The sequence below is a fragment of the Nocardia sp. AB354 genome (assembly GCF_049538315.1).
Taxonomy (GTDB): domain Bacteria; phylum Actinomycetota; class Actinomycetes; order Mycobacteriales; family Mycobacteriaceae; genus Nocardia; species Nocardia nova.
In genome coordinates, this window is sequence record NZ_JBMVFU010000040.1 from 18254 (window position 1) to 39185 (window position 20932).

15 protein-coding genes are annotated in these 20932 nt (G+C 67.8%); all 15 read left to right on the forward strand.

Features of this window, described 5'->3' with window-relative positions; all coding sequences use genetic code 11:
- Nucleotides 1-3: 3 nt before the first annotated feature.
- Nucleotides 4-1569 (forward strand): type VII secretion protein EccB, encoded by a 1566-nt coding sequence (eccB, locus tag ACPCUW_RS33935; RefSeq protein ID WP_064908906.1) that lies wholly within the window; start codon nucleotides 4-6, stop codon nucleotides 1567-1569.
- Complete coding sequence (eccCa, locus tag ACPCUW_RS33940; protein WP_423429437.1) at nucleotides 1569-5579, forward strand: type VII secretion protein EccCa; 4011 nt, start codon at nucleotides 1569-1571, stop codon at nucleotides 5577-5579. The genes eccB and eccCa overlap by 1 nt, the downstream gene beginning before the upstream one ends.
- A gap of 88 nt (nucleotides 5580-5667) precedes the next feature.
- The gene (locus ACPCUW_RS33945; RefSeq protein ID WP_030518535.1) at nucleotides 5668-5985 is read left to right on the forward strand and encodes a PE domain-containing protein; all 318 of its coding nucleotides are present in this window, start codon (nucleotides 5668-5670) and stop codon (nucleotides 5983-5985) included.
- Nucleotides 5986-6014: 29 nt separating this feature from the next.
- Nucleotides 6015-7445, forward strand: coding sequence for a PPE domain-containing protein (locus ACPCUW_RS33950; RefSeq protein ID WP_423429438.1), 1431 nt, complete (start codon nucleotides 6015-6017; stop codon nucleotides 7443-7445).
- A gap of 46 nt (nucleotides 7446-7491) precedes the next feature.
- Nucleotides 7492-7896: a hypothetical protein gene (locus ACPCUW_RS33955; protein WP_063019199.1), complete on the forward strand. Its 405-nt coding sequence runs from the start codon at nucleotides 7492-7494 to the stop codon at nucleotides 7894-7896.
- A gap of 46 nt (nucleotides 7897-7942) precedes the next feature.
- Nucleotides 7943-8257, forward strand: coding sequence for a WXG100 family type VII secretion target (locus ACPCUW_RS33960; RefSeq protein ID WP_063019198.1), 315 nt, complete (start codon nucleotides 7943-7945; stop codon nucleotides 8255-8257).
- A gap of 3 nt (nucleotides 8258-8260) precedes the next feature.
- Nucleotides 8261-9130: an ESX secretion-associated protein EspG gene (locus ACPCUW_RS33965; protein ID WP_227462797.1), complete on the forward strand. Its 870-nt coding sequence runs from the start codon at nucleotides 8261-8263 to the stop codon at nucleotides 9128-9130.
- Nucleotides 9131-9161: 31 nt separating this feature from the next.
- Nucleotides 9162-11018, forward strand: coding sequence for an AAA family ATPase (locus ACPCUW_RS33970; RefSeq protein ID WP_423429441.1), 1857 nt, complete (start codon nucleotides 9162-9164; stop codon nucleotides 11016-11018).
- On the forward strand, nucleotides 11015-12547 hold the full coding sequence (gene eccD, locus ACPCUW_RS33975; RefSeq protein WP_423429443.1) for a type VII secretion integral membrane protein EccD: 1533 nt from the start codon (nucleotides 11015-11017) through the stop codon (nucleotides 12545-12547). Before ACPCUW_RS33970 ends, eccD begins: the two co-directional genes overlap by 4 nt.
- Nucleotides 12547-13923, forward strand: coding sequence for a type VII secretion-associated serine protease mycosin (gene mycP / locus ACPCUW_RS33980; RefSeq protein ID WP_423429445.1), 1377 nt, complete (start codon nucleotides 12547-12549; stop codon nucleotides 13921-13923). The genes eccD and mycP overlap by 1 nt, the downstream gene beginning before the upstream one ends.
- The gene (gene eccE, locus ACPCUW_RS33985; RefSeq protein WP_423429447.1) at nucleotides 13920-15665 is read left to right on the forward strand and encodes a type VII secretion protein EccE; all 1746 of its coding nucleotides are present in this window, start codon (nucleotides 13920-13922) and stop codon (nucleotides 15663-15665) included. The genes mycP and eccE overlap by 4 nt, the downstream gene beginning before the upstream one ends.
- A 95-nt stretch (nucleotides 15666-15760) precedes the next feature.
- Entirely contained in the window at nucleotides 15761-16084 is a 324-nt protein-coding gene (locus tag ACPCUW_RS33990; RefSeq protein WP_051757256.1) for a helix-turn-helix domain-containing protein, read from the forward strand.
- Between the two features lie 76 nt (nucleotides 16085-16160).
- Nucleotides 16161-17237: a discoidin domain-containing protein gene (locus ACPCUW_RS33995; protein ID WP_064904938.1), complete on the forward strand. Its 1077-nt coding sequence runs from the start codon at nucleotides 16161-16163 to the stop codon at nucleotides 17235-17237.
- Nucleotides 17234-17953, forward strand: coding sequence for a hypothetical protein (locus tag ACPCUW_RS34000; RefSeq protein ID WP_423429450.1), 720 nt, complete (start codon nucleotides 17234-17236; stop codon nucleotides 17951-17953). Before ACPCUW_RS33995 ends, ACPCUW_RS34000 begins: the two co-directional genes overlap by 4 nt.
- 119 nt (nucleotides 17954-18072) lie before the next feature.
- The coding region (locus tag ACPCUW_RS34005) for an NAD-glutamate dehydrogenase domain-containing protein (protein WP_423429451.1) at nucleotides 18073-20932 on the forward strand (2860 nt) is incomplete at its 3' end.

The following is a 20932-nucleotide window of genomic DNA, read 5'->3' on the forward strand; positions in this document are numbered from 1 at the left end:
CCCATGGCCCGCTTCCGGGTGGTGACCAAACACCAGATCTCGGGGTGGCGGTTCCTGTTGCGCCGGATCGAGCACGCGCTGGTCCGGCGCGATGCCTCCATGGTCGACGATCCGCAGCGGGGCCGTTCCACCGCCTTGTCCATCGGCATCGCCCTGGCCTGCGTGGTCGTCGCCGGTGCCGCGGTGATGGCGTTCTTCAAACCGGCCAAGCAGGTCGGACAGGCGAATATCGTGTCCGACAAGGATTCCGGCGCGCTGTTCGTCAAGGTCGACAACCGCCTGTATCCCACGCTGAATCTGTCCTCGGCGCGGCTGATCACCGGCATGGCGGCCAATCCGGTACCCGTCTCCCGCGACGAGCTCGCGAAGTATCCGCGCGGTCCGTGGGTGGGGATTCCGGGTGCACCGGGCGTGATGACCGATACGGGCGGCCGGGACTCCTCGTGGGCGGTGTGCGATACCGCGCGGATCGGCGCCGCCGCACCGGTCGACCAGCGAACCGGTTTGCCCACCGCCGGCGCGGGGGTGCGGACCACCGTGATCGGTGGCGAGCTGACCGTGCAACCGGAGGGTGACGGCGCGATCCGCGATCTGGGCGCCGACGAGGCGCGTCTGCTGCGCCAGGACGACGACACCTGGCTGGTCTACAACAACGGTGATCACGGCGTCGTGCGAGCGGCGATCAACCTCGCCGATTCGGCGGTCACCCTGGCTCTCGGTATCGATGCCACCGCACCGGTGATCGAGGCTTCGAGGGGATTGATCGCCGCGATTCCGGAGGTACCGCCGTTGCGTGTGCCGGAGGTGCCCGGCGCCGGCGAGCCAGCCGTGCTGAAGGGCGGTATTTCCGCGCCCGTCGGCTCGGTGGTGACGGTGTCGAATCCCGGGCGGGGCGCGTCCTACTATCTGGTCTCCCAATCCGGTCTGGTCCAGGTCGGTTCCGTCCTGGCCGCGATGATTCGCAACTCGAATTCCCGTGGCGCCGTGGCGAGTATGACCGTCGGCCCCGACGCGGTGGCGCAGAATTTGCGTCCCGGTTCCTGGCCCGGCACCTCGACCTACCCGAGCCGGCCGGTCACGCTGGCCGATCCGGAGAAGTTCGGCGTCACCTGCTTCCACTGGTCACGCGGAGCGGCCGAGGCGAATGCCGTCACGCGCGCCCTGGTCGGACGGCAACTGCCGCTGCCGGGCGCCGAACAGAGCCAGGTCGTACCGCTGGTCACCGCACCCACCTCGCACGGCGCCACCGCCGATGCCGCCTATCTCCCCCGCAGCTCCGGCCGGTTCGTCCAGCTGACCGGAAGCGACCCGAACTCCCCGCTGCGGGAATCGCTGTTCTGGATCTCCGACAGCGGTGTGCGGTACGGGATCAATGTCGGAACCGGTGCGGGTGACCACACCCTCGCCGCCCTCGGCCTGCAGGCGCCGGTGCCCGCGCCCTGGAGCATCGTGTCCCTGTTCGCCGTCGGCCCGACCCTGTCGACCGCGGACGCCCGTATCCAGCACGACGGAATCGCACCCGACAAGGCCGCGGTCGGCCTACCGGAGAAAACCGGGGGAGGAGCCTAGTGACGACGACCCGGCGCTTCGTACGGCCCGCGCGCACGGTGAAGGGCCCCAAGGCGCCCGCGGTCACCGAGTTACGCCTGCAACCGCCCACCGAACTGCCCAAACCCGTTCCGGCGTCGCGAATCCGGATGATCATGCCGGTGGTCATGATGGCCGGTATGGGCGGGATGATGGTGATGATGTTCCGCAACGGCGGATCGTTCTCACCGACCATGCTGTTCTTCCCGATGATGATGGTCGTGTCGATGTTCGGCATGATGGGCGGCGCGTTGAGCGGCAACGGCGGTGGCGGCGCGGCGGGACTCAACGAGGAACGCAAAGACTATCTGCGCTCGATCGCCGAGAACCGTAAGACCGTGCACGCCGCCGAGGCCGAACTCTACGACTATCTGCGCTACACGCACCCGGGTCCGGCCGAGCTGTCCCGCCTCGTCGGTGGCAAACGCATGTGGGAAGTGCAGGTGTCGAGCCCGCAGTTCCTGCGCGTACGCATCGGCCGGGGGCGGATCGCGAACCAGGTGCGCGTCATCGTTCCCGAGGCGGCGCCGACCTCCGACCTGGACCCGGTCGGCGTGGTCGAGGTGACCCGTTTCGCCAAGGCGTACTCCACGGTCGGCGGCATGCCGGTGGCGATCAATCTGCTGTCGGTTCCGCAAGTCGGATTCGACGGCGACCACGAAGCCATGGCCGCGTTGGTGCGCGCGATGATCGCCGAGATCGTCGTCCTGCACGGGCCCGATCAGGTCGCCATCGCGGCGGTGCTGTCGGATCCCGATGTGCCGGAATGGAATTGGCTCAAATGGCTGCCGCATACGCAGCACCCCAATGATACGGACGCCATCGGATCCAGCCGGATGGTGTATCGGTCGGTAGGGGAACTGCGCTCCAAGGTGCTCGCCGGCCTCAACCGCGGGCCGTTCTCGGCCAACACCCAGCCGACCATGGATCGCACCCACTATCTGCTGCTCGTCGACACCGACGGGCCGACCAACGAACGAGACATCTCCGGCGTCGACGGCTGCACCTGGCTGCGGCTGGGCGTCGGGGAACAGAATCTGCCGCGGGCGCTGAAGTTCGTCGTCGACGAGGACCGGCGCCTGCAGGAGGTCACCTCGCGAGGTTTGCGGGCGGTCGGTGTCGGCGACACCATGTCGGTCACCGCGATCACCGCTCTGGCTCGCAGTATCTCCTCGTATCGGCTGTCGAGTGTGGTCGAGGCGGTCACCGCGGAGCAGACCAGCGGCGGGACGTCGTGGGAGGAGATGGTCGGTGTTCCCGACCCCGGCGCGATCCGGGTGGAGCGGCAGTGGCCCCGCCGCCGCGACAGTGACCGCGGCCGGCTCAACATCCCGTTCGGTCACGATCCGACCGGCCAGGTGGTGTACCTCGATATCAAGGAATCCGCCGAAGAAGGTATGGGCCCGCACGGTATGTGCATCGGCGCCACCGGTTCCGGAAAGTCGGAATTCCTTCGCACCCTTGTCCTTTCGGCGATCGCCACGCACTCGCCGGATGTGCTGAATCTGCTGCTGGTCGACTTCAAGGGTGGTGCGACCTTCCTCGGTTTCGACCGGCTGCATCACGTCACCGCGGTCGTCACCAATATGGAGGAGGAAGCCGACCTCGTCACCCGTATGGAGGACGTCATCAGCGGTGAAATGGCCCGGCGGCAACGTATTCTGCGCGACGCCGGCAATTTCGCCAGTGTGGCGGACTACGAGCGGGCCCGCGAACAGGGCGCGCAACTGCCGCCGCTGCCGACGCTGCTGATCATCCTCGACGAATTCGCCGAACTGCTCGAACAGCATCCCAACTTCTCGAAACTGTTCGTCGCCATCGGCCGTCTGGGCCGGTCCCTGCGCATCCATCTGCTGCTGGCCTCGCAGAAGGTGCCGGCCAACCGCATGGGTGAACTCGAGGCGCACCTGTCGTATCGAGTCGCGTTGCGCACCAACCAGACCAGTGACTCCCGCGACGCCATCGGCACCGCCGACGCCTATCACCTGCCGAAGAAGCCCGGCGCCGGATATCTCCGGGTCGGATCCGGTGATCTGCAGCGCTTCCAAGCCGCCTACGTCGGCGCGCCGTACACCCCGCCCGCCCAAGCCGCGGCGTTGGGGACACAGCGCGCGCGCCGCCCCGGTGGGGGATACCGTCCCCCGCAGGCCTTCACCGCTGCCTACATCGCGCCGAGCCGTGTCGAACCGGTGGCCCCGGCTCCGGTCGTCACCCGCCCCGAAGCCCCGGAGGCCGAACCGGTCACGCTGATGGAGACGGTCCTCCAGCAGTACGCCGGGCACGGCCGCAGAGCGCACGCGATGTGGTTGCCGCCGTTGGGTATTCCGGCCACCTTGGAGCGTCTGGTGCCGGCGGTTCAACCCGGTACGTTGCAGCTGCCGCTGGCGATCGTCGACAAACCGCGGCAGCAGCGCCAGGACGTGTGGTCGGTGGACCTGTCCGCCGGTGGTGGACATATGGCGATCGTCGGTGGGCCGCAGTCGGGTAAGTCGACCGCGCTGCAAACGCTGGTCGTCTCCGCGGCCATGACGCACAGCCCGGAGCAGGTGCAGTTCTACTGCCTGGACTTCAGCGGAGGTCTGTCCAGCCTTCGCGCCATCCCGCACGTCGGGTCGGTGGCGTCGGCCCGGGACGTGGACCGCGTGCGCCGCACCTTCGCGCTGGTGACGAACCTACTGGCCTACCGGCAGTCGATGTTCACCGAACTCGGGATCGACAGCATGCGCGAATTCCGCAGGCGGCGAGCCGATCCCGTCGAATCCGAGAAACTGACCGCGTACGGGGACGCGCACGGGGACGTTTTCCTCGTCATCGACGGCTGGGATATCGGATTCGCGGTCAACGGACCGTTCTACGACGAATATTCACCGGTCATCGAATCCATTGCGCTGCAGGGCCTCAACTACGGCGTCCACCTGGTCCTGAGCAGTTCGCGCTGGGCGGCGATCCGGCCGGCGATCAAGGACCTGCTGCAGACCCGGCTGGAAATGCGTCTGGGCGACCTCACCGATACCGTATTCGGCAGCCACCGCGCCATTGTCGCGTCCATTCCGCCGGACCGGCCGGGACGCTGTATTTCCAGCGAAGCGTTGCACATGTTGACGGCGCTGCCGCGTATCGACGGCGTCGGAGATCCGGAGTCCGCGGCGGCCGGGCTGGCGGCCGCGGGCGAAGAACTCAACCGGCGCTACGAGGGCCGGCGCGCACCCGAGGTCCGGCTGCTGCCGTCGAAGATCGAATTGAATCGTATTCACGAAGTTGTGCCGGAACCGACGAGTCTGGCTCAGCAACTGGTGACTCCGTTCGGTGTGCGCGAATCCGATTTGGGCGTGGCGGCAGTGGATTTCGGCGTTTCCACGCACTTCATCGTGGTCGGATCACCCGGATGTGGAAAGTCCACGGTACTGGCGGATCTGATGCGTTCCATCGACCGGCGTTTCGGCCCGGATCAGGCGCGTATCCTGCTGATCGACTACCGTCGCCAGCATATGGACGTGGTTCCCGACGAACGGTTGATCGGCTATTTGACCAGCGAGCGGGATCTGCAGGAAGGCCTTCCGGGATTCGCGGACAAGATTCGTAGTCGGCGGCCTCCGGACGGCGTGACCTCGCAGCAGCTCAAGGAGCGCTCGTGGTGGAGCGGACCGGAGATATTCGTGGTGATCGACGATTACCACATGGTCGCGCAGCGCGGCATGCTCAACCCGCTCGACCCGTTGAAGGACATCATCGTCGACGGCCGTGACACGGGTCTGCACATCATCGTGGGACGTAATATCGCGCAAGCGGATTCGGCGATGTACGACAACATCATGGGTCAGATCAAGAACCTGAACTGCTCGGGTCTGATCATGGACGGCACCAAGCTCGACGGAATGCTCATCGGCGACGTGAAGGCAACGAAACAACCGCTCGGTCGCGGAATTCTGGTCGAGCCGCTGCATTCGCGGCGCGATCTCGTGCAAGCCGCGTGGACACCGGCCGAAGAGTGAGATCGCCGACATCTTCCCAACATTGGGGATGCCTTAGCGTTCATCCTGTACCGCTCGTCGGAGGCGGTATCGTCGTTAGGAGAGGTCGATGTATCTCAATGTCACTCCTGAGAACTTCCCGGCTATCGCCTCGCAAATCGAATTCACCGCCACGGGATTACAGGGCGCTCTCGGAGCCCACATGCCGGCCTGCCAACCGCTGCCGCCGGGCATCGATGATGTGAGCCTGATGATCCCGGAGGTGTTGAACCCGTGGGGCGAAGGCTTTTTCTCGACCACCGCGCACGGCGCCGTGCTGCAGACCCAGGCCTCGGCCGTGATGCCCGAGGTGGGCACCGCGTATTCGGGTAGCGACATCCTCGCCGGCGCCGATGTCGCCACGCACGGCCCGATATTCAACGTGTAGCCGGAGATCGGCGAGCCGAGGTTGATGTCATGGCGTTCCTTTTCGACTTCCATGCGCTGCCGCCGGAAATCAATACCTCTCGATTACTGAGCGGTCCGGGGCCGGCATCGACGTCCGCGACCTCCACCGCCTACGCGGACCTCGCGGCGCAACTGAATGCCGCGGCGGCCGATACCGAGGCGACGATGGCGACGATCTCGGGCTCGTGGCAGGGCATGTCGGCGGACAAGGCGCGGGCGGCATTCCAGAAGCATGCGGCATGGCTGCAGGAACAGGCCGCAGTAGCCGGCGCCGCCGCCGCGCTCGTGGGCGAGGTGGCTGCCGCGGCGAAGGGCGCGCGCGGTGCGATGACTCTGGTCAAGATCCATTTGGAAGCGAACAAGGCGGAGCGCAAAATGTTGCTCGCCAACATGGCTACGGCGAGTGCCATTTCCACCGCGGGTCCGGTGGGCGCTGTGGTGGGAGGTTCGATGCTGGCCGCGACCAGTGCGGCGCTCGCGGCCAACGAACTCGAGTACTTGTTCGTGATCTGGCCGGAGGCGGCTCTCGTCATGGACGGTTATGCGGGGACCGTGGTGCCCGCGCTGGCCGCCCTCCCGAAGCCGCTCACGGCACCACCGATCGTCGGTGGTGGCGCACCGCCGCCGGATATGCAGTACAAGATGGCCCCGGACACGACGACGACGCCGCGGCCCACCGCCTACCAGCATTCGACTATCACCGACACCGGCGGTAATTCGCACTCCACCACCGGGAATCAGAACACCTCGACGAGCAACTCGCATTCGAGCGGGGGTGACCAATCCTCGGGTGGCACCCACGACCCGTCGGGCCCGGGTGACGGGCCGCAAGGGACCGATCCCACGGGCACGGGCCCGGACAGCGGGTTGTCCGATCCCACCGGGGCAACGGACGCGCTGTCGCCGATGTCGGATTACGGCCAGGGCGGCGAGGGATACGGTGACGACCCGATGGCCGGGCAGGACGGCCTGTACGGCATGTCGGCGACATCGCCCACCCTTGCCGGCCTGACCGGCGGAATCGGTAGCACGGTGGCCTTTTCGATGATGCGCGGTGGTGTCGGCTCGATGCCCGGCGCCGCCACCGGATTCCGGATGCCCGGTAACTGGAATCCCGCGTCCTTCCGTGCCTTCGGCGCCGCGGACGGCCAGCCCACCACGACTGTGCCTCCGCGCCAGGGCCCTACGCGCGGGGCAACGGCACCCAAGGCGCAGATGCGACGCCGCAAGGACGAGGAGCGCAAATCCAAGTCGGCGGTCTTCGTCCCGGGTGAGCCGATGGACGTGCCCGTCCTGGAGAAGGTTCCGCTCGTCGGAGTTATCGAATACGCCGGCGATCGTAGAGAAGACCCGGTATCGGAACCTCAACTCGCGGTCGGTGTGATCGAGCGCGTCGACGACGATGCGGCGATTCCGGCCACCCCCGAACGTCCCCGGTGAACAAGACCGAGGTCGCGTGTAATTCAACACCGGAAAGGAACCACAGATGAGTTACGTCTTCAACGGCGATCCCCACGAGTTGATCCCCGCCGCTCAGAAGGGGATCGGACTGCAGGGTAACCACGAGGGATACCTCAAGGCCCTGCTCGCGGTCAAGGACGAGCTGGAGGCCGCGGTGCGGAGCCCGCAGGCCACACCGGCGATCGCCTCGTCCATGCAGAATGCGCTGGACAAGGGCAACCGGCTGGGCAACGCGTTCCAGGACATTCTCAATGTTCTGACCGATTCGGCACACAAATTCAGTGCCGCCGACATGGACGCATACGCCGATCTCATCCGGCAGCAGGAGCAGTTGCACGGTGGTGCGCAGGCTCTCGGTACGGACATGGGCGCCGGTGCCGGCAATGTCGCGAGCAGCACCATGTCAGGAAAAGTCGATATCGGCTTCTAGGGCAACGCAGTAATTCACATATCAATTATCCGAAAGGTTTTTCGCCATGGCCGGTGGAATGCAGTACAAGTTCGGTGAAGTCGACACTCACACGCTGACGTTCGACAACATCGTCAAGAACATTCAGGAAAACAACAGTGCGCTGGATTCGCTGGCGAAGGGGCTGCAAAGCTCCTTCACGGGTGAAGCCGGTGATCAAGGTTGGGGCCCCAAGATCCACGAGCTCCTGAACAAGATCACCGACTACAACAACGCGCTCCATGCCCTGAACGCGACCGTGAAGAAGCACTGCGCCAGCGGTGGCGCGATGCAGGACACGGACAAGCAGCAGGGTGGCCGGTTCCTGGCGCTCGAGATCTAGGCATTGCATCTCGACGATCAGGTGGTCGACGATCCCGTCGCGGTCGAAATCAATGTCGATGCCGCCCTGCTGTTGAAAACACTGGTCGGCATCGACTCGTATCCGCCGGTGCTGGCATTGCTGCCGAACATCTACCGCATCGAGGACCGGGACCGGGTCCACGAGGTGGTGGCCGCTCAACTCACCGACGCGGGTGTACTCCTCGACGACGGACGAGTACATCCCGTGGTCGAGCGGTGGCTGCAATGCCTGTACCGGCCGGACGTGGAGCTGGCCGCTCGCATCGTGGATACGGGGCTGGACGGGGAACCACGCGGCATGCTGCGGATGTCGCTGGTTCGTTCGGGCTCCGATCACGTGCTGGCGGTGCGTAACGACGACCATGTCGTGCTCCAGTCGGTGTTCCAGCAGGACGAGGATCTGGACATCCTTGCCGGGGCGATCGTCTCGGCACTGGGGTCGGCACTCGCGGCCTCGTTCGAACCATGGCAGGTGTCGTCCGCACAGGTCTCCGCCGTCGCAACCGAATTCGGCGAATCGTCCGAGCCGGCCGAATTACGGCGCGCCTTCGCGGAACTCGGCGCCCCGCCGCGGACCGCGGCGATACTCGAGCGAGCGTTGAACGAGGTGTTCCGGCGGGCGGAGGTGCTCGTGCTGGAGCACCACGACGGGGAATACCCGCGACCGGAAGTGTGTCTTTCCGTGCTGGACACCGTTTCCGGACGGCTCGTGGTGAGTCCGAGCGTGGCAATGGACGGTGAACTCTGGTCGACCTATCAACCGGGCGACGACGCGGCGATCCGGTCGGGGATCACCGCGCTGATCAACCTTTTACCCAGCCGGAGTTGGTTCGAAACCAGCCGAATCAGCTGAATTCGCAGCGGGTTTCGAGAAGGATGAGGATATGAACCGAGCACCGGATACGAACGGGCATACGGCCGAGTCCGTGCGGGCTCGGGGTGGTTACGACGCCTATTTCACGCCGATCCCCGAATCGGCAGAGCGGGCCGGAGCCGCCGAAATGACGAACGACGATATGCCGCGGTCGGCCTCGAGGCCGGATGCGGCGCCAACCTCCGCCGGATCGGCGGCGGCCGCGCAACCGATTTCACCGTCGGCCGGCGGACCCCAGCCGGCTACCGGGCCGACCGGCACGCCCGCGTCCGGCGGCGTGGCGGTACCGCCCGCGGGAGCCGGGTTCGCGCGGGAGAGCTACGGCGGTTTCGGCGATCTGCGTGCGAGCGGTGAGCGGAATCCGGCGCCCGGCGGATCGAGCAATATCGGCGCGCCCAGGCCCGACAGCGGCACGACGAACACCACGGTGGGACAACAGAACACAACGTCCGGACCCGTCGCGAACCCGGCGCAGGCCGGGACGGCACAGGCGGCGACCGCCGCGCCGCAGGGATCGACCACTGCCCCGCGCACGCCCACCGCCGCATCGCAGACTGCCGCCGCGCCGCAGACTGCCGCGCCGCAGACGGGCGCACCGCAGACTGCTGCGGTGTCGCAGACGGGCGCACCGGCGACATCCACCTCCGCGCCGTCACCGGCGTCCGCGTCCGCCACCGGTGCCACGAACGCCGGCACCCCCGCGACTTACGCGTCGGTGCAACCGGATTCACCGTCCGCCACCGGACAGGGCACTACGGCGGCATGGACCGCGAGCGCCGAGCAAACATCGTGGACGCCGCAGCCGGCTACCCCTGAGAGTCGTCCCGCGGCCTGGCAGCAACCGCAAGCGAGTGGATCCCAGCTTCCGGACCGGCTGAGCCAGGCCGAGGCCGCCGCCCGGGTCGAGGTGCTGCCGGCGACCCTGACCTCGATGGATCTGCTGGCCGATATCACCGCTGCCCGCCGGGTGCAGCTCAAGTCCACGAGCGGCATGCGGGGTGCGCTGAACAAGGTCGGTTTCAGTCTGGGGCTGTCGCCGGCCGAACAGCGCACCGAGGACCGTCGCGCCCGGATCCGCCGGCAGTTGAACGCGCCCTATCAGATCGCGGTGATCAGCGTGAAGGGCGGCGTCGGCCGCACCACGATCGCGGCGACCCTCGGATCCACGTTCGCCGGGCTGCGGCCCGACCGCGTGGTCGCCGTGGATGCCAACCCCGACTTCGGTGATCTGCCCTCGCGTACCGCGCCGCACCCCTACGGGCTGACCCTGCGCGATATGGCGCAGGCCGCCAATCTCGACGCGTTCTCGGCGGTGCATTCGTTCACGTCCATCAACAACGCCGATCTGGCGGTGCTGGCTTCGCCGTGGAGTACCGAGTCGATCGAGGCGCTGTCCGGCCGGGAATTCGGTGTCGCCGTGGAGACGCTGCGGCGGCACTACAACCTACTGGTCGTCGACTGCGGCACCGGCGTGCTCGATTCGATCACCCAGATGGTGCTGAAGACCAGCGATGCCATCGTGGTCGTCACACCCCCGACCGTCGGCGGCGTGAAGGGTGCCGTCGCGACCTTGAACTGGCTGAATTCCCATGGGCTGCAACATCTCATCGCCGGTTCCGTGGTGGCGATCGTGCATCAGCAACCGGTCAAGCCGACCGTCGAGGTCGAACAGATCGAGAAGCTCTTCGCCACCGCGCAGCGCCCGACGCGGGTGGTGCCGTACGACGAGCATCTCGCCGAGGGCGGTGAGATCGATCTGCGCCTGCTCGACAAGACCACCCTGCTGGCCTTCGAGGAACTCGCGGCCGGCCTCGGTGACGGATTCCCCGGCTATCCGGGAGCGGCGACGAGCGGGGCCCGCCGATGAGCACGGCCGTCGCGGCGCCGGGCGCCGCCCCACGGGCGGCGGCACAACAGGCCGAGGTGGCGCGAGCACGGATCGCGGTCCTGGTCGCGACCTATCAGGTCGATGTGGTCGTTCCGACGAAGTTCGCCGTGGAGACCTTCATCGACGACCTGCTCGGGGTGCTCGACCGCGCGATCGACGACGAGACGGTGGATTTCACGCCACCCGCGGGCCAGTGGAGCCTGGCGCGGCCGGGTGAGCAGCCGATTCCGCGATGGCGCAGCCTGGCCGACCACGACGTGGTCGACGGCACGGTGCTGATGCTGTCCGTGGTGGAGTCGGCCGAGGTGTTCACTCCGGTCGTCGAGGACATCACCGACGCACTCGCGGCGATCAACGAGCGCGAATTCGCGGAGTTCGATTCCGAAACCGTTGCCACGGTCGGTTCCGCGGCGCTGGGTGTCGGCGCGGTGGTGGCGACGGTCCTGTTGTCCTGGTCGTGGACTCGCAGCGGGTCGCTGTGGTGGTGCGGTCTGCCCGCGCTGCTGCTGGGCGCCGCCTGCTGGGGTGCCGCCGTGGTCGCGGGACGAGGCAGGACGCCCGCACGCGTCGTCCTCGGATTGGAATTGTCCGCACTGCCACTGCTTTTCGCGGGCGGCGCGATGCTCGTGCCGCCGGCCTACGGCCAGCCGGGTGGCTTCGCCGCGGCCAATATCGCAGCCGGCGCGGTGGTCGCCGCGGTCGCGGCGGTCACGATGTTGCGTGCGAGCGACTCCGGCACCTCGGCGCTGACCGCGGTCGCGACCCTCGGAGTGGTCCTGGCCTTCGCGGCACTGGTCCCGACCTACTTCGATGTATCTCTGGAAAAGGTCGCGGGCGGAATCGTCTTCGCCGCTGCGGTGTTGTTGACCGCGGCACCGCGACTGGCAGTGGTCGCGGCGCGCATCCGGCCGCCGGATCTGCCGGACCCCGGCAACGAGGTGGCGCCGGCCACGCTCACCGACATCTTCGACGCGGAAACCGTGCGTGACGATCAGCTCGATCAAAGCGTCGACCCGGAGCGGGAACTGCGGCCGAACACCAGGATCGAAACTCGCGCCCGGCTGGCCGTGACCAGCCTGCGCGGTCTCATCGCGGCGGTGTCGGCGCTGCTTGCGGGAGGTGTGGTCGTGGCCGCCGAGCAGGCGCCCGGTGGCATCCGGGAGATCGTGCTGGGCGCCGCCGTGGCGGGCATTCTCGTCATGCGGGCGCGCTGGTATCCGGATCGGGTGCAGGCGGTTTCGCTGTGCGCGGCCTCGGCGGTGGCGACGGTGGGGGTCGCGGCGGTCACCGTCGGCGCGTACGGCACCGACTACGCGCGACTGGCTGTCGTCGGGGTGCTCGTCGTCGCCGCGGTGGCGGCCTGTGTCGCCGCCTTGCGGCTGCCCGGCCGGCGCCTGTCTCCGGTGACGCGACGAGTCATCGACCTGGTGGAGTACGCGCTCATCCTGCTGATTCCGGTGATCGCCTTCTGGATCATGGGCATATACACGGCGATGCGAGCGATCTGATGATCATGCGCAGACCGGTGAGCATGCTGCTCGCCGGATTGGTGGCGGCGCTGACGGTGGCGCCGGCGGCCGTCATCGCCCCGGCCGCGGCGGTGGATCCGCCCGAGGCGATCGTCGGGGCCGCGCCGCCGGACGGGCCCCCCGGACCGGAACAACCGACCAAACAAGACAAGGGCTGTCTGGCCGCGGGCGTACTGCCGGGCAGTGACTTGGCCCAGGTCCCGCCGTCCGACCGCGCGCTGGATCTGCGGCGGGTCCGGCCGCTCAGTCGTGGCGCCGGGGTCACCGTGGCGGTGATCGACACCGGGGTCGCTCCGAATCCCCGGCTGCCGAATCTGGTCGGTGGCGGGGACTATGTCGCCGCCGGGGGCGACGGGCTCTCGGATTGCGATGCGCACGGCACCCTCGTCGCCGGGATCATCGCCGCGGCTCCGGATCAGGCCGATGGATTCGCCGGGGTAGCGCCCGACGCGCGCGTGATCTCCATTCGCTACCGGTCCGGTGCGTTCAGCCTGGAACGTCCGGACGCGGGCAACTCCGATGAGGAACCCGCCCGCCAGATCCGAACCCTGGCCCGGGCGATCACCCATGCCGCGAATCTGGGCGCCGGCGTGATCACCGTGGCGCTGCCGGTCTGCCTCGGAGCCAATGCGCGTATCGATCAATCGATGCTCGCGGCCGCTGTCGGCTACGCGGTGCACGTGCGCGGTGCGCTCATCGTCGCCGGTGCGGGCAACACCGGCGAGGCCGGTTGTCAGCAGAACCCCGATATCGATCCGAGCCGGCCGACCGATTCGCGCAATTGGAAAGGCGTTCAGACGATTTCGACGCCCGGATGGTATGCGCCGGATGTGCTGACGGTCGGCTTCACCACTGCCACCGGCGCGCCGATGCCCGAATCACTGTGGGGCCCTTGGGTTTCGGTGGCCGCCCCCGGAACCGGGATCGAATCGCTCGGTCCCGGCGGTGGCGGGCTCATCAATGCCGTCGGAGCCGGCGACAAGATGGTTCCGGTGGGCGGCGCGTCCTTCGCCGCGGCCTACGTCAGCGGGGTGGCGGCGCTGTTGCGCTCGCGGTTCCCGAACGAGACGCCCGGCCAGATCGCCGCGCGACTGCAGGCCGGCGCGCATGCGCCCGCCCGCGGGGTCGACAACATCGTCGGTGCCGGGGTGATCGATCCGGCCGCGTCGCTCGGCTATTCCGAACCGCCGCAGGCGCCGAGCGGGTTGTTCCGTACCTCGGCGCTGATCGTGCCGCCACCCGGGCGTCCGGCCGACCGGCGTCCCGGAATCACGGCACTCGTCGTCGTGGCGGTGGCGCTGTTGCTCGGGGTGGGGGCCGGTTATGCCAACTCCATCGTCCGGAGGCGTGGGTGAGTTTTCCCAGGATCGGAGCCGGCGCGCCCGAGCGCGGACCGCTGGCGGCGGTGGTGATCGTCGGAAGCGTCGCCGTGGCGGGCCTGTGGGGCCGGGTGCCGTGGTGGGTCGCACCGGCGGCGGCGACGGTCGTGGCGATCACCCTCACGGTGCGTGTCGGCGAGCGAACGGCGGTGCGCTGGCTGCTCGACTGGTGTGACTACCGCTTCGGGCGGCAGGCCCGCCAGGATCTCCTCCATCGACCGGCACGATTACGCGACGTCGAGGTGGCTGCGGGCGTCTGCGGTGTCCGGGAGGACGGATCGTCGTATGTGGCGATGGTCCAGCTCGCGCCGAATCTGGACCTGCCGACCGTCATCGCCGAGCGGGAGCTCTATACCGAGGACACCGTCCCGGTGCAGGATCTGCTGCCGATGCTCGACCAGTTCGGGGTCCGGATCGAGATCGACATCGTCACGACCGGTCAGCGGGTGCGGCCGGCCGGCAGCTACAGCATGCTCTACGACCAGCTGATCGGCCCGCACCCGGTGGTCGGCGACCGCATGACCTGGCTGGTGCTGCGGTTGGATCCGGAGCACAACCTCGAGGCCCTCGTGCGGCGAGGGCCGGTGGCGGAGTCCGCTCCCCGGGCGGTGGCTTCGGCCGCCCATCGCATCGCCGGTCGCCTGCGGGAACGCGGGATGGCGGCGCACGCGCTGCCCGCCGAAGCGCTGGGTGATGCGATCCGCCTGCTACATGCCGGTGTGGAACTGACCGATCTGCGGGAGACGTGGCATCACCTCGAATCCTCGGTGCCGGGACGTAGTGTCACCAGTTACCTGATCGACTGGACCCGGCTCGGCGACGCCGGCCTGGACGACTGCTGGTCGTGGCACCGCGGGCGCACCACGGTGGTGGTCAGCCTGGCAGGCGGCGCGCTGGGCGCTCGCGGCCTGGTGCGTTATGTGGGCCCGGCATCCTCGGTCGCTCCGCCGGGATATCTGCGACCGCTGGGCGGGCGGCAGGCCGACGCGTTGCGCGCGAGTCTGCCCACATCGACCTCGGTCCATCGCATTCCACGCACCGAATCCGGAGGCGACACGGCGACTCCCGAGCAACTGGACGCATTGACCATCGCGATCGGCCCGAGCGGTCAGATCCTCGGTTCGATCAGCGGCAGGCCCAAGCACACGCTGGCGTTGCCGCTGTTCGACCCGGTGCGATACAACCCGCGTCACCGCACGATCGATGTCTACGCCGACCTTCCGGTCGCCCAGCAGATCGTGCTGCGAGCGATGGTCGTCGGCGCGGATGTGGAAGTGCACTCGGCCCGGCCGCAGCGCTGGCAGCAGCTCGTCACAGCGGTGGGCGATCCGGATTCGCTACGGCTGGCGCCCGACGCCTCCGACGCCGAGCAGACCCCGGCGGCGGCACAGGCGACCATCGCGGTCTTCGACCAGATACCTCCGCGCGCCTCCGCCGCGCACACGACGGTGACCATCAGCGAACCCGGCGCACCCCGTCGGCGGTCTGCCGATCTGGCGATCGACCAGGTCAGCGAGACCGCCATCGACGTCAGCATTCCGATGCGGACGGTGCGCGTGGATCTGATCGAGCCGCGAGGTGAAACCAGATATCTGGACTCCATGGGCAATCCACCGGCAGCCGGACCTCCGGCGATCACGGTGGCGGGTGGCGGATCGATGCCGCCGGCAGGTCCGGCTCATGTGGTCGACGCCGAATCGGACGAGGTGAGACGGTAGTGTTGATCAACGTGGTAGCGGACTCCGCAGCGGACGGCAGGCAATCTTCTGATCGAGACCCACAGAACAGACACCAGAATGGAGGCGAGTTCGGGGTGCTCGATCCCGAGCGTCGTGAGTCCGGCGCCGATGAGCAACTGACACCGCGGCAAGCGGCGGCGGCGATCTTCTCGGCCAGATTGTCGGAGCTGATCGCCGAATCGGTGGTATCCACCGAGGACGGCTCGACCCGCTCGCTGACGTTGTATTCGCTGGCCCAGCATCTCGAGCTGGCCTATCCGGACGTTCCGGTGTCGCAGTCGGGTCTGTACCGGCTGGTGCACGGCGAAGCGATTCCCCGGCTCGATCTGATCATCGCCCTGGCCCGTGTCTTCGATGTGCCGCCGGAGTATTTCGTGGCGGCCGAATCCGGCCGCTGATTCCGCCGGACCGAACTTCTCTCCAGCGGGAATAGGCTTGGCGCGGACTGTATTCCGTCCCGATACCATCGCACACATGTCCGACAAGGACCCCGCAGACGTCTTCGTGCGCCATCGAGGCGCGGTCCTGGACGCGTTGCTGTCGGAGCCGGGTTTGTCCACCGCCTCCGCAGCCGCCGACCGCCTCGGCGCCGCTGATCCGGTGTCGGTCGGAGTGTCCGTCCCGCCGGCGGAATCCGCCCCGGACCGATCGGACCGATCGTCTCGTCCTGCGGCCAACGGCGCCGCCCGGCCGCCGAGCGGACCCAAGGCCAGCGACCGGATCATGGCGCTGCTGAACGGCGAATCCCTGGACGGACCGTCGGGCCTGGAATTCACCTCCGATTTCGCCGATCGGGCCGGCGCCCGGCTCGATCGGACGGGCACGGCCGAAACGAAACCCGTTGCGGGCGAACCGGAGAAGCCGGCGCAGCCGGAAAAGGCGGAGAAGGCGGCCCCGGCGGGCGCCGCCGCACCGGCGCAGCAGCTGCTCGCGATGGTGCGCAAGCCGAAGGTGGCGATCGCGCTGGCCGGTGTGCTGGCGATCATCGTCGTGCTGGCGCTGGTCACCACCGGCGGTAAGAAGGACGGCGGAGACCAGGTCAAGGTCGTCACGGCGGCCGCGGCGGCACCGCCGAGCGCCGCCCCCAAACCGTCCGAATCGCTGACCGCCGGCACGGCGATCCAGGTGAAGGCGGCCGAATCCCATTGTCCCACCGGCAGTACGCCCGGCATGGACGCGTTCTCCGGTCAGGCGGACAAGGCGTGGTCGTGTGTACGCGCCTATCGGGTGGACGGCCAGGTCCTGACCATCGATCTGGGCAAGACCTACCGGATCGACTCCATCGGGATCGTGCCCGGCTGGGACAGCATCGGCTCCGACGGCGCCGACCAGTGGGCCAAGTTCCGGACCGTGAGCCGCGTGTCCTATCGGTTCAACGATCCGGGCGTGACCACCTACACCCAGCAGACGATGGATCAGCGCAGCCTCGTGGTAACCAAGATCAGTCCACCGGTGACCGCGTCGAAGATCACGCTGACGATCCTGGAATCGAAGGGCGACGCCTCGATCAACACCACCGCCATCTCTTCGATTGTCGTCACCGGCCAGTGAATTCGACGCATCAGACCTGTGAGTACTGCTCGCATCGCAACAGCGGTGCGGACTCCCGCTGCGGACACTGCGGGGCGCCGCTGAAGGCGGTGGGCGATGTGCTGGGCGAACTGGGCCGGACCGCAGCGGGTATCGCACCGGTGATCATCGGCGCCGAGAAGCTCGCCAGTGGTCTGGAGAAGGCGGCGTCCGGCGGCGAACAAGCCGCGACGGACGCGAAAAAGGAAGAAGCCAAGGTCTTTCCGGCCTGGCAGTGGAAGGCGGCGTTGGGTGGCGCGGTCGCCCTGGTGCTGCTGGCCGTACTCGTCCTGCGCTCCTGTTCGACGGGCGCGCCCGCCATCGGCGACCTGACACCGGTCGATACGCTGCCCGAACTGATGCGCGCGGTATCGACCTGTCAGCCGGCGTCGGGCGGACAGGGCGATTCCTGTGTCGTCTCCGCGGACGATCCGTTGTTGTCGGGCGGGATCACGGGCGGGCGAGCGCTGACCTTCACCGTGCGCACCGATCCACCGGATCGCATCGGCGACACGATCGGGCGCTGGCGCACCTCGGGTGCGGCGGTCGTCTCCGACGGCACGGCCTTCGTGGCGATCGGCCCCGCGGTTACCGTCTGGTATGCCGACAGGCATTCGGGCCTGCATCTCGAGACGGGTAGTTTCGCGAATCGTGCAGGCGCGCAGACATTTCTGTTCCGATCCGGTTTGGTTCGCTGAGAAACCGGGTAACGGCGCCCAATCCTTGTTACACTGAACAACGTGCCGTTGTTTAACGGCACGTTCAGACAGTCCGCAATACTGCGGTACCGATTCCGATCTCGGGAAGGCACGGGTCGATGGTGGCAACAACCCAGCAGACGATTTCATGGAAGCGATTCCGTGATGATCCGACCGATCTGGAGGCGGTGTACTTCCGCTGGATTCAGCCGGGAGCCGCGGCGCCGACGATCACCGACCGTGCCGAGCAGATCTTCCGGCATCATCTGGAGCTGGCCGCGGGGCGGCGGCCGGGGACCGCGGTGACCAGGCTGTATCGCGCCGAGGACGGCAGCGGTCTGGGTCCGGCACTGCAGATCGTCAACGACGATATGCCGCTGCTGGTGGATTCGCTCACCGCGGCGCTGCAGCGCCTCGGGGCCACCGTGACCGAGGTGGTGCATCCGGTCTTCGACGTCCTGCGGGACCGGCGCGGCCGGTTGCGGGCGATCGCGCCCAGCGAGGGTTTCGATGTGGCGCAGGCGAATTCGGCGATCCGGTCGGAGGGCAGCGGAAACGTCGTCGCCGAGTCGTGGATCCATGTGCAGCTGGGTGCCGGGGATTCCGACGCGGTGCTGGACCGGATCGAGCGGGCGCTGCCACCGCTGCTCGGCGAGATCCGCCAGGTCGCCCACGATACCGACGCGATGACCCGCACGATGGGAACGCTGGCCGCGCGGCTGGATTCCGTGCCGCAACCCTCGGCCACCGAGGCGGCCGAATGCGCGCAGCTGTTGCGCTGGCTGACCTCCGGGCATTTCACTCTGCTGGGATACGGCTACTATCGTGTGCATCCCGGTGCCGACGGCCCTGAGCCGCAACAGGTTTCGGGCACCGGTCTCGGTGTGCTGCGCAACGGTTCCGGTGTGGACGTGGGCACGCCCGCACTCGGTTCGGAGCAGATTCTGCGGCTGTCCAACGGCTCGCTGGACTCGCTGCTGCCGGGCTCACCGGATGTGTACGTGGTCAGCGTTGCCGACTACGCGGCCGAGACCACCCCGTCGGTCGCCGGAAAGGTGGTGGGCGAACACGTTTTCGTGGGCACCTTCACCGTCAGCGGCTTCCACGAGAACATCCTCGACATCCCGGTGATCTCGCGCCGCGTCCACCAGGTCATCGAATGGGCGGGCCTGGCCCTGAATTCGTTCTCCGGCCAGGCGCTGCTGGAGATGTTGCAGACCTTCCCGCGCGTCGAACTGTTCTCCACCGATGCGCGCCGTCTCTTCGAAACCGTCTCGGCCGTCATGAATTTGGGGCTGCGGCGCCAGATTCGGCTGTTCCTGCGCCGCGATGTGGGCAGCAACGCCGTCTACTGCCTGGTGTACCTGCCGCGGGACCGCTACTCGACCGAGGTGCGGTTGCGGATGCACGAGATCCTGCGCCGGGAATTCGATGCCGAGCAGATCGCCTACTCCGCGCGCGTCACCGAATCCGAGCTCGCCGTCGTCTATTTCACGGTGCACCGCGGGGCCGAGGCCGAACCGGCGGACATCACCGAATCCAACCGCGAACGCATTCAGGATCTGCTGTTCGCGACCACCCGCAGCTGGAGCGACCGGCTGGTCAGCGAGGCCGCGGGCGTCGCGGAGATCGCCGCGCCGGTTGTGCAGGACTACGCGAGCGCGTTCCCGGCGACATATCAGCAGGAATACGAGCCCGCCCGGGCGCTCGACGATCTGTGCCGGCTGCAGCGACTGGCCGACGGGCAGATCGACACCGATCTCTACCGCACGGCCGGCGCCCCGTCGGGCGAGTGGCGATTCACCCTGTACGTCGCCGGCACCGAGGTGTCGCTGAGCCGGGTGCTGCCGCTGCTGCACAGCCTCGGCATCGAGGTCGTGGAGGAAAAGCCCTACCGGCTCGAATTGCCCGGCGCCAGCACCCGGTGGATCTACGACTTCGGCCTGCGGGTCGCGCCGAACGTGTTGCGCGGCACCGGTGAGAGCGATCCGGAGGCCGATCTGGACCGTGCCGTGGCGCTGGAATCGCTGCCGGACACCAGTATCCGCAAACGCCTGCCGGAGGCGGTGTCGGCGATGTGGTTCGGCGATTGCGAGGTCGACGGGCTCAACGAACTCGTTCTGCGGGCCGGATTGCATTGGCGCCAGATCGCGATGCTGCGCGCCTACGCGAAGTATCTGCAGCAGGCGGGATTCGCCTACACCTTCGCCAACATCACCCGTGTGCTGCTGGCGCAGCCGAGCACTGCGCGCGCCTTCACCGAATTATTCGACGCCTATTTCGATCCCGAGCACCTCGGGCCGGTAGCGACCGCGCGGGCCGCGGGTATCTCGTCGCGGCTGCAGGACGAGATCGATGCCGTGGTGAGTCTCGACACCGACCGGATCCTGCGGGCGATTCTCGGGTTGATCACGGCGACCCTGCGCACCAACTACTTCCGTCGCGACGACGACGGAAATCCGCCCGGACATCTGTCGTTCAAGTTCGATCCGCACGCCATCGCGGAATTGCCGCGGCCGCGGCCGCAGTTCGAGATCTTCGTGTACTCGCCGCGGGTCGAGGGCGTGCACCTGCGTTTCGGCGCGGTGGCGCGTGGTGGTTTGCGGTGGTCGGATCGCCTGGAGGATTTCCGGACCGAGATTCTGGGTCTGGTGAAGGCGCAGGCGGTGAAGAACGCGGTGATCGTGCCGGTCGGCGCCAAGGGCGGATTCGTGGTGAAACGCCCGCCGGCCGCGACCGGTGATGCGGCGGCCGACCGCCAGGCCATGCAGGCCGAGGGCATCGCCTGCTATCGCACCTTCATCTCGGGCCTACTGGATCTCACCGACAATGTCGACCACGCCGGTGGTGAGGTGATTCCGCCGGCGCGGGTGGTGCGCCGCGACGGTGACGACACCTATCTGGTGGTGGCAGCCGACAAGGGGACCGCCACATTCTCCGACATCGCGAACGAGGTTGCGCAGCAGTACGACTTCTGGC